Consider the following 13,746-nt stretch of genomic DNA (forward strand, 5'->3'; position numbering starts at 1 on the left):
AATGGATGTCAGGGAAACAGTCTGCAAAGCCCCGCTTCGGCGGGGTTTTCTTTTGCCTGAAGAAAAGTGCTCAGCCCAGCGGATCCAGCGGCCGTTGCACTTCGCGGTCGATGACCTCTTCAAGTAATGTCCGCAAAAGGGCCAACGAAGCCTGTTGGCGTTGAACATCGCGACACACCAGGCCGACTTTCAGGGGCACGCGTGGTTCGCTTAGCGGTTTCCACAGCAAATCTTCATCGTCGTATTCCTTCTGCGAGCGTCCTGGCAACACCGTTGCGAGTATGGTGTGCGGAAGGCTGTCGAGAATACCCAGCATATTGTTCAGCTCGGCCTGCACCTGCGGACGGCGTCCAAGGCTGGTCAGTTGTGCCTGCCAGATCTGCCGGATCTGGAATTCTTCGCCGAGCAGCAGCATCGGCAGTTCAGCAGCCTGGCGCATCGAGACTTTCTTGAAATCACGTAAGGGATGATCCGCCGGGATGACCAGCGTCAGTTCGTCCTCGTACAGCAACACGCCGTGCAGCCCGGGTTGGCGGGGCGGCAGATAACTGATGCCGATGTCCAGCGAACCATTGAGCAGGCGTCGTTCGATCTCCAGCCCGGTCAGCTCATAGATCTGCACCACCAGATGCGGCTGCGCCTTGCGCACACGCTCGAGCATTTGCGGCACGAGGCTGGTGTGCACCGTTTGCAGCACACCGATCGCCAGGGTCCGCAACGCCTGCCCCTTGAAATTGCCCAACGCCTCGCGCGCCCGCTGCAAGCCATCGAGCAGCGGTAACGCGTGGTTGTACAACGTATGAGCGGCAAGGGTCGGCAGCAAGCGTTTGCTGCTGCGTTCGAACAGCGTTACATCGAGGTTCTGCTCAAGCTGACGAATCTGCTGCGACAGTGCCGGCTGCGAGATCGACAGCCGTTCGGCCGCACGGCCGACATGACCCTCTTCGTAGACCGCGACGAAATAACGCAGTTGTTTGAAATCCATAAGTAATGCTTATTGAAATAGCTCGGAAATCGAAATGGCCCGCAGACGCGGGTGCGCCTAGTCTAACCGCAATCCCAAGGCTTTCAGGGCCGAAAATACGCGATGAATGACCTGCGCTTCGCCAGTGTTTACATAGGCAGTTCAAAATACCTCCAGCGAGGTATTTGCGGATGAATCTGTTCAGTTTGCGGCGCCACACGCCAGATCTTGATGACCTTGCATTCGAGGCGGAGTCCTCAGCAATGACCGATCGTCTACATGCCGCTCGTCTGATGTCCAGTGTTGAACGGCCGCCCCAAGTCTTCGTTCGAGGCCAGGGTTCCTGGCTGTGGGACAGCAACGATCGCGCCTATCTCGACTTTTCCCAGGCCGGCGGCGCCAACAGCCTTGGCCACAGCCCCACCGCGCTGGTCAAAGCCATTGCCAGTCAGGCGCAGGCGCTGATCAATCCGGGTTTCAAGCTGCACAATCGCGGCATGCTCAGCCTCGCCGAGCGCCTGTGTGCCAGCACCCACAGCGATCAGGCTTATCTGCTCAACAGCGGCAGCGAAGCCTGTGAGGCGGCGCTCAGACTGGCACTCAAGTGGGGCCAACTGCATCGCGGGGGCGCTTCGCGGATCATCATGGCGCAGCAGGGCTGCCATGGTCGCAGTCTGGCGACGAATGATCAGGTGCCATTCAACGACTTGCCGGCCCTGCACGCGGCGGTCGACGCGCAGACCGTCGCGATCATGCTTGAACCGATCCAGAGCGACGCCGGGGTTATTCCCGCGACCGAGCATTACCTCAAAGGCGTCGAGCGACTGTGTCGCGAGTTGGGCATTCTGCTGATTCTCGACGAAGTACAGACCGGTATCGGCCGCTGCGGCGCCTTGCTCGCCGAACAGTCCTACGGCATTCGCGCCGATATCGTCGTGCTCGGCAAAGGCCTTGGCGGCGGCTTGCCACTGGCAGCGTTGCTGGCGCGGGGCAAAGCCTGCTGTTTCGCCGTCGGCGAACTGGGCGGCACCCATCACGGCAACGCCTTGATGACCGCAGCCGGCCTGGTGGTACTCGACAGCGTGCACGACCGCAGCTTCCTCCAGCAGGTCAACGACAACGGCCAGCATCTGCGCGAAGGCCTTGCGCGATTGGCGCACCGCTATGGGCATGGCGAACTGCGCGGCCAGGGCCTGTTCTATGGGCTGACGTTATCGGCAGAATGCGCCGATGCCGTTGTTCACGCTGCGCTGCACGAAGGCCTGATACTCAACGCCGTGCAACCCGACTGCCTGCGTTTCACCCCGGCCCTCACAGTCAGCAAAGCCAACATCGACGAAATGCTTTTGCGCCTGGGCCGCGCTTTCTCGCGAGTACGCACCGCTCAATTGCAGTGCCGTAAGGGCATTGCCGTCTGAGCTGAACTGCCCCACCGATTACCCGAACCGTCTCGCGGTATAACGCACGCCCCACGCCTGATTCTTTTGGCGTGGGGCGTTTTTTTGTGGTGCTGGCGATCAAATAGCAAGCGTAATGAACCCTGACGAACGGCGCAGGTCGATTAGCTTGTATGGCTCAAGTGAGCCAACCCCCATTCAGGAGCTGCCCCATGGATTTCATTCGTATCATCATCGCTATTCTGTTGCCGCCACTGGGCGTGTTTCTGCAGGTCGGATTTGGCGGGGCATTCTGGCTGAACATTCTGCTGACGCTGTGCGGCTACATTCCGGGAATCGTGCATGCGGTGTATATCATCGCCAAGCGTTGAGTCCGTTAGCGTCGATCAGATAGCTTTCGCGAGCAGGCTCGGTCCCACACTGGATCTGTGGTGTACACAAGTCCTCTGTGGGAGCGAGCCTGCTCGCGACAGGCGCGACCGGTTTTCACTAAACCAGCCCCATCACCCGCCGATAAAACGTCCACTCCTGCTCCAATGCGTGCGCCTGATTGACGGCGCGGCGAAAGCCGTGGCGCTCTTCGGGGTAGTAATGCGCTTCCACCGCAATGCCGTTGTGCTCCAGCGCAGCGACCATATCGCGGGTCTGTTGCGGTACGACCACCGCGTCCAGTTCTCCCTGAAAGAAAATCACCGGCACGCGGATGTTGTCTGCATGCAGTAGTGGCGTGCGGGCGGCGTAGCGCTCGGCATCGCGTTCGGGATCGCCGATCAGCCAGTCCAGATAGTCGCCTTCGAACTTGTGTGTTGCTCGGGCCAAAGCGACCGGATCGCTGACGCCATAGAGGCTGGCGCCTGCGCGGAAGACCTGTCTGAACGCCAGTGCGCACAGTGTCGTGTACCCGCCCGCACTGCCGCCGCGAATGAACGCGCGGTCGCCATCGATCAAGCCCTGTCCGGCAAGGTAATCGACCACCGCGCAGGCGTCCTCGACATCCACCTCGCCCCAGCGCAGATGCAGTGCTTGCCGATACTCGCGACCATAGCCGCTGCTGCCGCGATAGTTGAGGTCGGCGACCGCGAAACCACGCTGCGTCCAATACTGGATGCGCGGGTCGAGCATCGGATAGCACGCCGACGTCGGGCCGCCGTGGATAAACACCACCAGCGGCGGTTTCGCTTCACCGCTCATGGCCGGGTAGAAGAAACCGTGCGCCTCACCCGAGCCGCTGGGATAACGCAAGGTCTGCGGACGGCTGATGCGTTCGGCGGGCAACGGGGCCACGCCGCCGGCCAATACCTTTACTGCATGAGAGACGCGATCAATGGCGATCACTGCCGACGGGCTGACCGGTGATGCGGCGGTGCAATAGACGAACTGTTGATCCATCGCCAAATGGCGGAAGCGGCTGTAGCCGGCGCTGAAATCTTCATTGCCAAGGGCCAGGCGACCGAAACCATCCACGCTCCAAGTGGCCAGAAATTGATCACCGACGGGCAGCCAGGTGCAGCCGCCAAGCTGCCAAGGCGCGGGCGCGTGATCGGCCGCGGAGCTGGCCAGCGCCTGCAAGCCATCAGACGTTTCGATCCACGGCTGCCAGTAGCCGCTACGATCCGTCAGGCAACAGAGCCGCCCACCGGCGTCGAAGCGCGGCTGCTGGATCGACTCCTCCATCTGCTCACCGGCAACACAGCGAGGCGCAGAAAAATCGCCTTCAGCAACCATCAAACGGGTCGAAGTCCATGGTTGATGCGGTCGGCTCCACTCGATCCACGCCAGTCGCTGACCATCCGCGCTCAACGTTGGCGCCGCGTAGAAATCCGCTCCCTCCGCCAGCACTTGTCGCATTCCGGTCGCCAGCTCAATCGCCACCAGCCGATGCCGATCCTGCTGCTCTTCAACAGCCAACACCCGGCCACCGGCAAATTGCAGATCACCGTAGCGGCAGTCAGTGGACGTCAGCGCGACCGGCTGGCCACCCAGTGCCTGTCGGTACAACTGCTGATCCGCTTCATTGACGAAAACCACGCCGTCAGGCGTCAGACAAAACGCGCCACCGCCATATTCGTACACGCGGCTGCGCACGCTGAAGCCATCCGGCGTCAGACATTTCGCCAAGCCATCGCGCCAATGCCAGATTCGGCATGCGGCATCCTCTGGGCGATATTCATTCCAGAACAGGCCGTGGACGCCGAGCTGCAGCTCCGCGAAGTCGGTTCCGGCGGCAACAGCTTGGGCGGCGCTGAAAGGCTCAGCCCTTGGCGATGAGGCGTGAGTTTCGTTCATTGCGAAAGGCCAATTGTTCGATGGTTTGAGTGGCGGTCTCGGCTTCTTCGCGGGCCTTGAGAATCACGCCGTGATGTTCGGACTTGCTGCACACCGGGTCGGCATTGCTGGCATCGCCGGTAAGCATGAACGCCTGGCAGCGGCAGCCGCCGAAGTCTTTTTCTTTCTCGTCGCAAGAGCGGCAGGGCTCGGGCATCCAGTCGTAACCGCGAAAGCGGTTGAAGCCGAACGAGTCATACCAGATGTGCTGCATGCTGTGATCGCGCACGTTGGGAAACTGCACAGGCATCTGGCGGGCGCCATGGCAGGGCAGGGCCGTGCCGTCTGGAGTGACGGTCAGAAAGATGCTGCCCCAGCCGTTCATGCAGGCTTTCGGGCGTTCTTCGTAGTAGTCGGGAGTCACGAAAATCAGCTTGCACGGATGCCCTTCGGCTTCCAGTTTGGCCCGGTATTCGTTGGTGATGCGCTCGGCGCGCACAAGCTGTTCCTGGGTCGGCAACAGGCCGACGCGGTTGAGCTGCGCCCAGCCGTAGAACTGGCAGGTGGCGAGTTCGACGAAGTCGGCCTCCAGCGCAATGCACAGCTCGATGATGCGGTCGATCTTGTCGATGTTGTGCCGGTGGGTAACGAAGTTCAGCACCATCGGGTAGCCGTGGGCCTTCACCGCACGAGCCATTTCCAGCTTCTGCGCAAAGGCTTTTTTCGAGCCGGCGAGCAGGTTGTTCACTTGCTCGTCACTGGCCTGGAAGCTGATCTGGATGTGATCGAGCCCGGCCTTCTTGAAGTCGCTGATTTTCTGCTCGGTCAGGCCAATGCCGGAGGTGATCAGGTTGGTGTAGAAACCCAACTGCCGGGCTTCACCGATCAGTTCGGCCAAGTCCTGACGCACCAACGGTTCGCCGCCGGAAAAGCCTAACTGCGCCGCGCCCATTTCCCGCGCTTCGCGGAACACCTTGATCCACTGTTCGGTGGTCAGCTCTTTGCCCTGCTCGGCGAAATCCAGTGGGTTGGAGCAGTACGGGCATTGCAGCGGGCAGCGGTAGGTCAGCTCGGCGAGCAACCACAGCGGCAGGCCGATTTCAGGTTTTGCCGGCAGATCAGTCAAGGGTGAGCCAGTGTTGCTCACGGGCAACCTCCATGAATTGTTCGACGTCGTCACCGAGTTCGGGGACGCCGGGGAACTGCTCGTCGAGTCTGGCAATGATCGCCGCGACATCGCGTTCGCCATCAATCAAGCCGCCGATCAGCGCGGCCGTCTCGTTGAGCTTGATCATGCCTTCCGGGTACAGCAACACATGGCCTTTTTGCGCCGGCTCGTACTGAAAGCGATAGCCTGGGCGCCAGTTCGGCACTTTGCTGCGATCGAAACTCATAAGGTGATTCCTTTATGCCAGACCCGTTGCTCGGTCACGCTGTGATAGGGCGGACGGTTCAATTCGTAGGCCATGCTCATGGCATCGAGCATGCTCCAAAGAATGTCCAGTTTGAACTGGAGAATTTCCAGCATGCGCTCCTGGCCTTCGCGCGTCTTGTAGTGCTCAAGGGTGATCGCCAGACCGTGCTCGACATCGCGCCGCGCCTGACCGAGGCGGGTGCGGAAATATTCATAACCGGCCGGGTCGATCCACGGGTAATGCTGCGGCCAGCTGTCGAGGCGTGACTGGTGGATCTGTGGCGCGAACAGTTCGGTAAGCGAGCTGCTGGCGGCCTCCTGCCAACTGGCGCGACGGGCGAAGTTGACGTAGGCATCGACGGCGAAACGCACACCGGGCAGCACCAGTTCCTGGGAGCGCAATTGATCCGGGTCGAGGCCGACAGCCTGGCCGAGGCGCAGCCAGGCTTCGATGCCGCCGTCTTCGCCGGGCGCGCCGTCGTGGTCGAGCAGGCGCTGAATCCACTCGCGACGAATCTCGCGGTCCGGGCAGTTGGCGAGGATCGCCGCGTCTTTCAGGGGAATGTTCACCTGATAGTAGAAGCGGTTGGCGACCCAGCCCTGAATCTGCTCGCGGGTGGCGCGGCCTTCGTACATCGCCACGTGGTACGGGTGGTAAATGTGGTAGTAGGCGCCTTTGGCGCGCAGGGCCGCTTCGAATTCGGCGGGGGACAGCGGGGTGTCGGTCATGTCTGTTCTCCGGGAACAACCCTGGAAATCTCTGGAGTCTGTGCTGGCCTTTTCGCGAGCAGGCTCGCTCCCACAGGTTGATCGCATTCCAAATGTGGGAGCGAGCCTGCTCGCGAAGGGCCGCGCATCGGTATCTACGGCTTACAACACAATACTCATGCCATCAAACGCCACTTCAACATTACGCCGCGCCAGTTCCGCGCGTTCCGGCGAATCTTCGTCAAGAATCGGGTTGGTATTGTTGATGTGGATAAGCACCTTGCGCTGCTCGGGCAACTGCTCCAGCACTTCGAGCATGCCGCCGGGGCCATTCTGCGCCAGGTGGCCCATCTCGCGACCGGTGCGGGTGCCAACGCCACGACGCTGCATTTCATCGTCGTCCCACAGCGTGCCGTCGACCAGCAGGCAATCACTGCCCGCCATGATTTCCAGCAACGGCGCATCGACCTTGCCCAGCCCTGGCGCGTAGAACAGCTTGCCGCCGGTGTTGAGGTCTTCAACGATCAACCCGATGTTGTCGCCCGGATGCGGGTCGAAACGGTGCGGCGAATACGGCGGTGCGGCGCTGCGCAACGGCAACGGCGTGAAACGCAGGTTCGGGCACGCCGCCACAGTGAAACTCTGGTCGAGTTCGATGCGGTTCCAGTCCAGCCCGCCGTTCCAATGGGTGAGCATCTTGAACAGGGGGAAACCGGTGCTGAGATCTTCGTGAACCATGTCCGTGCACCAGACCTGATGCGGGCAGCCTTCGCGCAGGCTGAGCAGGCCGGTGGTGTGGTCGATCTGACTGTCCATCAGGATGATCGCGCTGATGCCGGTGTCGCGTAGGGCCCGACCTGGCTGCATCGGGGCGAAGCTTTGCAGTTGCGCGCGGATGTCCGGCGAGGCATTGCACAGCACCCAGTTCACGCCGTCATCGGAAATGGCGATGGACGATTGGGTACGCGCCTTGGCATTCAGGCTGCCGTCGCGAAAGCCTGCGCAGTTGACGCAGTTACAGTTCCACTGCGGAAAACCGCCACCGGCGGCCGAACCCAGAATCTGGACGAACATGAACGCTCCATCATTTCAACGCGGAAAATAAAACGCCCCGGCGAGCCGAGGCGTTGCACTGCAATCCTGCGTAGGCAGAACTCAGCGGCTGGCGAAGTACATGGTGACTTCGAAGCCGATACGCAGGTCGGTGTAAGCAGGTTTGGTCCAGGCCATGAGGTGTCTCCTTCTGTGGGTTGGGATAGCGCTATCCATAGGTATAGTCCACGGCAGCGCGATGATGTTCCAATTAGTTAGGCGGCTATGTTACTCAAAATTTCAGCGTAATGACCCGTGAATCTTTGAGAAAGCTCCTTGCAGCCTCGGTAATGATCAGTTTGCCGCCTGCCACGGCGCGCCGGGCATTGGTTCATTGGCCAGGCAATGGTAGCCGCCGTCGACATTGATCAGGCGTTGCGCAGCGGTCAGCAGGTCTCGCGTATCCAGTTGATTGATCGCCGCGACCAGTTGCTCACGGTAATCCGACGAATGGCCGGCGAGTTTGCCCTGCCACAGGAGTTCGGCAGCGTCTCTGGTGGCTAATGTGGCATCACTGAATTGCTCGGCGAGGCTTTCGCGCTGCTGCTTGATACTGGCGTCACCGAGCGTTCCGATCAGGGCTGGAACGCCGTTGAGGAAATCCTGGATGTGTTCAAGCAAGGTGACCACGGGGGTTGCAGGCGACTGCACGGCGAAGACGATCGCAGTCGTCCCGTGCAACTGTCGCAACGCACTGAACACGGCGTAACCCAATTGCAGTTCGACGCGCAGGCGCTGGTAGAACGCCGTCTGGCACAGCTGTGCGAGCAGGCGCCAAGCGGCTTCATCAGCGATGTCATGGCTGGCGGTCGGGCAGATGAGCAGCAAGGCATGTTCGGTGGAGGCCGTGTCGATTCGGCTCCAGCGGTACTCGGCATTGTTGTGCAGAGTAATCGGCAGCTGATTGTCGGGCGTGCCGGGAATGCGGCTGAGCGCCAGGCCCATGGCTGATTGGGTTGGTTGGTCGAGCCCAAGCGCGAGGCCGTCCCAGCGCGAAGTTGTCCACAGGCGTTTGGCGTCATCGCTGGCTTCAATCGTGGGCAGGGACGTTTGCGGTAACGCTTCAAGCAATTGGCGCAGCGGCATCGAGGGTATCTGTGTCTCGTCGCGCGGCGAGTCGGCGTCAATCGTCGTCAGACATTTCAGCGCATGCTCCAGGACGCTGGGCATGGAATCTTGCAGCCCCGTCATTTTCAGCAGCCATTGGTTGCCTACAGCACTGAAAGACAGATCCACTCCGGCCTCTGACGCATCCTGTCGTGTCTGGCGCAGACTGCGCTGCAATCGTGAACGCAGATCAGCGCTGGCCGCCGCCTCGACCTGCCAACGCAGATAAATTGCGCCTTCATCGCTGTTGTCCGGCAACGCCTGACTGAAATGCATCGGCGAGCGTTCCCGGCGGCTGCGCGAGCGATCCTGGGCGAACGTGCGCAGGCCACGGTGGGCGCTGGTCTGGCCGCGAATCAGACCAGCGTTGGCCAGCGGTTGACTGGCCCGTAAGAAAGGATTGGCGGCGGGCAGATGCCAATGGTCGCTGAAGTTATCCACAACACCGATTTCGTGAAGGATGTGCTCAAGTGCGGCGGCACCCGATTCGGACAGGCCGAATGCTTGCTGCTCAACGTCGAGCCGCGCCAGTTGCAAAGCTCCGCTGACGTGTTGTTGGCGCTGAAGCAGGGCGGCGTATTCCTCGCGCAATGGCGTCCAGTCCTGCTGGGCGAAGAAGCTCAGCCAGTCCAGCAGCTGTTCGTTGATGGCATGCAAGCGCTCGCCACCGGCATTGAGTTGCAGATGCAGCAACGCCTGCCCGGCAAATTGATAGACCGGCACGGCTTTCAGGCTGTCAGCCAGATTCTGTTGATGCAGGTACGCGAGCAACCCACCAGGTTTTGCGCTGTTCAACCAATGACAGAGAAAGGCCATCGCCTCCGCGGATGACTCGGGTAAGTCGTCGAAGGCCCATAACAGGTTCGCGTGAGCGCCGACCTGTTGATAACTTTTCACTGTCAGCGGTAGCGGTGTGGCTTGGGCGACTTTATCCCCAACCGGCAAGACAACTGCGAATTGCTGCGCCAGCTCTCGGAGCGCATCGACGCTCTGCGGCCCAACCAGACTCAGGTGCATTTGCCCGGTTCGATAAAACCTTTGATGGAAACCTTTCAGTGCCGTTTGAAACGCCGGCGAATCCACCTGCAGGCTGTGCCGATTGCCCGCATGAAACCCGCGCAACGGGTGCTGCTCTGGTAAACCGCGGTACAAGGCAAATTGCTGCTGTGCGGTCGGATCTTGCGACCAGGCGACGAATTCTGCCTGTAGCACCTCCCGTTCACGCCGTTGATCGTCCAGATTCATACGTGGCCGGGCGAGCATGTCTGACAGACGCTCGAGCCCTGCGCCGAACAACGGCACGGGCAGTTCGAAGAAAAAGTCCGTGGTGCGTTCGCGGGTGCTGGCATTCACCTGCCCGCCGTGACGTTGCACGTAGGCCATCAGCCCTTCGTTTGTCGGAAAACGCTCGGTGCCGAGAAACAGCAGGTGTTCAAGAAAATGCGCCAGCCCCGGCCATGCCAACGGCACGTCATGGCTGCCGGCCGCTACGCGCAATACGGCAGCGCTGCGCTTGAGGCCGGGCACGTGGCGCAGGGTCACGCGCAAGCCATTAGCCAGAATTTCAGTGTGGGGGAGGGGACGAGTCGGTGCAGGCATGGGCACTTCCAGAACAGTGAAGTGCCCATGCTAGCGGATTAGCGACGGTTCAGCGCGCCGTAAAGCTCGGGACGGCGATCGCTGAGATAGCGGTTGGCCTGGCGTGAATCATTCATCAGTTGTCGGTCCAGTTCACCGACGATCAGCGCCTCGTCCAGACCTGCCAGGGCGATGCGGCTGCCGTCCGGTGCGGCCACGCTGCTTTGCCCGCAGTACTGAATATCGCCTTCATGCCCACAGTAATTGGCATAAGCCACGTAGCACTGGTTTTCGAAGGCGCGGGCGCGCACGGTGACGTCGGCGACGAAGTCGAACGGAATCATGTTCGCCGTCGGCACCACAATCAGCTCGGCGCCGGCCAAGGCCAGACGACGAGCGTTTTCCGGGAACTCCAGGTCATAGCAGATCAGGAAACCGAGCTTCCAGCCGTTCAGCTCAACCACCGGCAACTCTGCTTCGCCGGGGCTGAACATCGACCGGTCAAGGTCGCCGAACAGATGCGACTTGCGGTAATTGCACAGGCGCTCGCCGTGGGCGTCGATCAGTTGCACGGCGTTGTAGATGTGCCCGTCGGCGGTGCGCTCCGGGTAACCGTAAACGATTGCCAGACCCGCAGCCTTGGCGATGCGCCCGATCTGCTGCGCCCATTCACCGTTATAAACCTCGGCCAGCGTGCTGACCGCTTCGGCGCCGATGTTGTAGCCGGTGATGAACATCTCCGGCAGCACCAGCAGGTCGGCGCCTTTGGCCTCCATCGCCACCTGGTGCAGGCGATGCAGGTTGGCGACGGGGTCCAGTGGCAGCGGTGGACATTGGTAAACGGCTACGCGCATCGGGGAATCCTCTTACTCAGGCAGGGCGATAGGGCCGATGTCTTTGAACACATCACCCGGGCCCGGGTTCTCTTTATGTGTCGAGCCGCCAAAATGTTTCATGATGCCCCACACCGCGTTGAGTGATGTCTGCACGGCGCCTTCGACCCATGCCGGTGTCCACGAAACATCGTCGCCGGCGATGAAGATTCCGCGCTGCTCGGACGGCATTTCGTCCTGCATGAAGTGCGCGTACATGCGCTGGTTGTAGCGGTAATGGCCGGGCAGGGCGCCTTTGAAGGCTCCGAGGAAATACGGATCGGCTTCCCACGACACAGTGATCGGATCACCGATGATGCGTGCGGCGATGTCGACTTTCGGGTAGATCTTTTTCAACGCGTTCAAGGCCAGTTCGACGCGTTTTTCCACCGGATGCGGGAGCATTTTCAACGCGTCGCTCATCCACGAGTACGACAGGCAGATCACCCCCGGCTTGTCGTCACCGTTGTCGAACAGATAGGTGCCACGGGTCAGGCGATCGGTGAGGGTCATGCTCATTACGTCGCGGCCGGTTTCCGGGTCTTTGTCCTTCCAGAATGGCCGGTCGACCATCACGAAGGTTTTTGATGACTGCATATAGCGCGTGCGGTCGAGGGCCATCCACATCTTCTGCGAAAACAGGGTTTCGTCGCATTCGATCTGCGTGGTCAGCAGCCAGCTCTGGCAAGTCGTCAGCACAGCGGCGTATTCACGGGTGTCACCGTTGTTGTCGGTAACGGCGAAACGGCCCTCCGGCGCATGGGCAATTTTCTTCACACCGGATCGCGGCGCGCCACGGTGCAGGGATTTCAGGCTGGTGCCGGCCGGCCAATGTACGCAGCGTTCCGGCACATGACGCCAGATGCCTTGCGGCACCTGCTCGACGCCGCCGACTACCAGGTGCTGGTGATCGTCGCAGTTGGTCATCACGACGCGGAAGATTTCCAGCATCGAATTGGGGAAGTCCGAATCCCAGCCGCCAGTGCCGAAGCCGACCTGGCCGAACACTTCACGGTGTTGGAACGACAGTTTGGCGAAGGCTTTCGAGGTGGCGACGAAGTCATAGAAAGTCCGGTCGTCCCATAGCGGCACCAACTTGTTCCACAGTTCTTTCAACCGCGGCACATCCCGGTCGCGAATGGCCTGCTGGATATCGGAAAACTGCGAACCGGCTTCCAGCGCATCCGCCCAGGCGTCGGCGACTTCCTGGAACAATGCAGGAAGATCCTTCAGGCTTTCGGCGTAATAGGTTTCGCCTTCCAGATCGATCACGGTGCTGCCCGAAGCGCCGGTCAGCGGGTTGGGGAAAGGCTTGGTCTCGAGGCCGAGCTTGTCGACGTAGTGATAAAACGCCGTGGAGGACACCGGAAAGCGCATACCGCCGAGTTCGGCGACGATGGCATCGGTGCCGTTGAAGGCCTGCGAGCGCAGACGACCGCCGAGCTTTGACGCCTCGTACACCACCGGCTTCAAACCGAGTTTCATCAGTTCATATGCAGCCACCAGACCGGCGATGCCCGCGCCGACAATCGCCACTTCAGCGCCATGGTGCTCTTCAGGAATGCTGCCCAGACCCGCCGGATGCTCGATCCAGTCGTCAAACGCGAACGGAAAGTCCGGACCGAAAATGGTGACTGGTTTTTTCCCGTCTGCAGGATGACGATTGTTCGTGTTCATGGCTGACCTTGTTGGCGACCCGACGCAGGATTCGCGTCTGAGTATAGGAAAAGATGCCAGCCATTCTAGGGAGCGTGGAGCGCGTTAATAAGACGCAATGTGTCGTCGTTTTGCCAGAGTAGCGATCAATATGACGAGCGGCGACTACACACCGACCAAAATGTGGGAGCGAGACTGCTCGCGGAGAGGCTCTGAAATTCACCCGAGAACCTCGATCAAAACCTTAAACCGGCTGCCCACGATCAATCTTGCTGCTCAAAATGATCGACGTCGTGGTCTTCTCCACCCCATCAACGCTGCCAATCTGATCCAGCAATTGGTCCAGCTGCTCCGGCGAATCAGTGCGCAACCACGCCACATAATCAAACTCGCCACTCACCGCACACAACTGCTGCACCTGCGCCATCGCACTCAAGCGCCGCAGCACATCCTTGCCGGAGCGTGGCTGCACCTTGATCCCGACGTAGGCCTGCAAGCCACCATCGACCACGCGCTGACCGAGGCGCACACCATAGCCGGTGATCACTTTGGCTTTTTCCAGCCGGGCCAGGCGCGACGTCACCGTAGTGCGAGCAATGCCTAGCTGACGGGCGAGCATGGCCACGCTTTCGCGAGCGTTGATTTGCAGCGCGGCGATCAGCTGGCGATCGATTGCGTCGAGGGTGGGGGGGC

At 60.7% G+C, this 13,746-nt stretch carries 13 protein-coding genes; 2 read left to right on the plus strand and 11 right to left on the minus strand.

Annotated elements, in window-relative coordinates; genetic code table 11:
• Positions 1-70: 70 nt before the first annotated feature.
• On the minus strand, positions 71-985 hold the full coding sequence (locus DCO47_RS14570; protein ID WP_116658343.1) for a LysR family transcriptional regulator: 915 nt from the start codon (positions 983-985) through the stop codon (positions 71-73).
• Between the two features lie 170 nt (positions 986-1,155).
• Between DCO47_RS14570 and DCO47_RS14575 the strand changes: the two genes are divergently transcribed.
• Both DCO47_RS14575 and DCO47_RS14580 read left to right on the plus strand, forming a co-directional pair.
• Positions 1,156-2,382 carry an aspartate aminotransferase family protein gene (locus DCO47_RS14575; protein WP_116658344.1) on the plus strand — a complete coding sequence of 409 codons (1,227 nt, stop codon included), beginning with the start codon at positions 1,156-1,158 and terminating at the stop codon, positions 2,380-2,382.
• Positions 2,383-2,573: 191 nt separating this feature from the next.
• The gene (locus DCO47_RS14580) at positions 2,574-2,732 is read left to right on the plus strand and encodes a YqaE/Pmp3 family membrane protein (RefSeq protein WP_003228885.1); all 159 of its coding nucleotides are present in this window, start codon (positions 2,574-2,576) and stop codon (positions 2,730-2,732) included.
• Positions 2,733-2,850: 118 nt separating this feature from the next.
• On the opposite strand, the gene DCO47_RS14585 is transcribed toward DCO47_RS14580, so the two are convergent.
• The 10 genes from DCO47_RS14585 to DCO47_RS14630 all read right to left on the minus strand — a co-directional run.
• Positions 2,851-4,647, minus strand: a complete 1,797-nt coding sequence (locus DCO47_RS14585; protein WP_116658345.1) for a S9 family peptidase — start codon at positions 4,645-4,647, stop codon at positions 2,851-2,853.
• On the minus strand, positions 4,613-5,752 hold the full coding sequence (pqqE, locus tag DCO47_RS14590; RefSeq protein ID WP_173867412.1) for a pyrroloquinoline quinone biosynthesis protein PqqE: 1,140 nt from the start codon (positions 5,750-5,752) through the stop codon (positions 4,613-4,615). Before pqqE ends, DCO47_RS14585 begins: the two co-directional genes overlap by 35 nt.
• Positions 5,745-6,020: a pyrroloquinoline quinone biosynthesis peptide chaperone PqqD gene (gene pqqD, locus DCO47_RS14595; RefSeq protein ID WP_042606684.1), complete on the minus strand. Its 276-nt coding sequence runs from the start codon at positions 6,018-6,020 to the stop codon at positions 5,745-5,747. Before pqqD ends, pqqE begins: the two co-directional genes overlap by 8 nt.
• Entirely contained in the window at positions 6,017-6,769 is a 753-nt protein-coding gene (pqqC, locus tag DCO47_RS14600) for a pyrroloquinoline-quinone synthase PqqC (protein WP_042606685.1), read from the minus strand. Before pqqC ends, pqqD begins: the two co-directional genes overlap by 4 nt.
• 141 nt (positions 6,770-6,910) lie before the next feature.
• On the minus strand, positions 6,911-7,822 hold the full coding sequence (pqqB, locus tag DCO47_RS14605) for a pyrroloquinoline quinone biosynthesis protein PqqB (protein WP_065616547.1): 912 nt from the start codon (positions 7,820-7,822) through the stop codon (positions 6,911-6,913).
• Between the two features lie 81 nt (positions 7,823-7,903).
• The gene (gene pqqA, locus DCO47_RS14610; RefSeq protein ID WP_003444522.1) at positions 7,904-7,978 is read right to left on the minus strand and encodes a pyrroloquinoline quinone precursor peptide PqqA; all 75 of its coding nucleotides are present in this window, start codon (positions 7,976-7,978) and stop codon (positions 7,904-7,906) included.
• A gap of 156 nt (positions 7,979-8,134) precedes the next feature.
• Entirely contained in the window at positions 8,135-10,546 is a 2,412-nt protein-coding gene (gene pqqF / locus DCO47_RS14615) for a pyrroloquinoline quinone biosynthesis protein PqqF (RefSeq protein ID WP_116658346.1), read from the minus strand.
• A 38-nt stretch (positions 10,547-10,584) separates the two neighbouring features.
• Positions 10,585-11,379, minus strand: coding sequence for a carbon-nitrogen hydrolase family protein (locus tag DCO47_RS14620; protein ID WP_116658347.1), 795 nt, complete (start codon positions 11,377-11,379; stop codon positions 10,585-10,587).
• 12 nt (positions 11,380-11,391) lie between these two features.
• Positions 11,392-13,074, minus strand: a complete 1,683-nt coding sequence (locus tag DCO47_RS14625; RefSeq protein ID WP_116658348.1) for an NAD(P)/FAD-dependent oxidoreductase — start codon at positions 13,072-13,074, stop codon at positions 11,392-11,394.
• A 223-nt stretch (positions 13,075-13,297) separates the two neighbouring features.
• The coding region (locus DCO47_RS14630) for an Lrp/AsnC family transcriptional regulator (RefSeq protein ID WP_256590166.1) at positions 13,298-13,746 on the minus strand (449 nt) is incomplete at its 5' end.

The sequence above is a fragment of the Pseudomonas sp. NDM genome (genome assembly GCF_003105095.1).
In the GTDB taxonomy this organism is placed as follows: Bacteria; Pseudomonadota; Gammaproteobacteria; order Pseudomonadales; family Pseudomonadaceae; genus Aquipseudomonas; species Aquipseudomonas moraviensis_A.

What these genes read in the sequence shown, in the direction of transcription:
- DCO47_RS14570 (WP_116658343.1), bottom strand. Translation starts at nt 985, where the DNA reads ATGGATTTCAAACAACTGCGTTATTTCGTCGCGGTCTACGAAGAGGGT.
- DCO47_RS14575 (WP_116658344.1), top strand. Translation starts at nt 1,156, where the DNA reads ATGAATCTGTTCAGTTTGCGGCGCCACACGCCAGATCTTGATGACCTT.
- DCO47_RS14580 (WP_003228885.1), top strand. Translation starts at nt 2,574, where the DNA reads ATGGATTTCATTCGTATCATCATCGCTATTCTGTTGCCGCCACTGGGC.
- DCO47_RS14585 (WP_116658345.1), bottom strand. Translation starts at nt 4,647, where the DNA reads ATGAACGAAACTCACGCCTCATCGCCAAGGGCTGAGCCTTTCAGCGCC.
- pqqD (WP_042606684.1), bottom strand. Translation starts at nt 6,020, where the DNA reads ATGAGTTTCGATCGCAGCAAAGTGCCGAACTGGCGCCCAGGCTATCGC.
- pqqC (WP_042606685.1), bottom strand. Translation starts at nt 6,769, where the DNA reads ATGACCGACACCCCGCTGTCCCCCGCCGAATTCGAAGCGGCCCTGCGC.
- pqqB (WP_065616547.1), bottom strand. Translation starts at nt 7,822, where the DNA reads ATGTTCGTCCAGATTCTGGGTTCGGCCGCCGGTGGCGGTTTTCCGCAG.
- pqqF (WP_116658346.1), bottom strand. Translation starts at nt 10,546, where the DNA reads ATGCCTGCACCGACTCGTCCCCTCCCCCACACTGAAATTCTGGCTAAT.
- DCO47_RS14620 (WP_116658347.1), bottom strand. Translation starts at nt 11,379, where the DNA reads ATGCGCGTAGCCGTTTACCAATGTCCACCGCTGCCACTGGACCCCGTC.
- DCO47_RS14625 (WP_116658348.1), bottom strand. Translation starts at nt 13,074, where the DNA reads ATGAACACGAACAATCGTCATCCTGCAGACGGGAAAAAACCAGTCACC.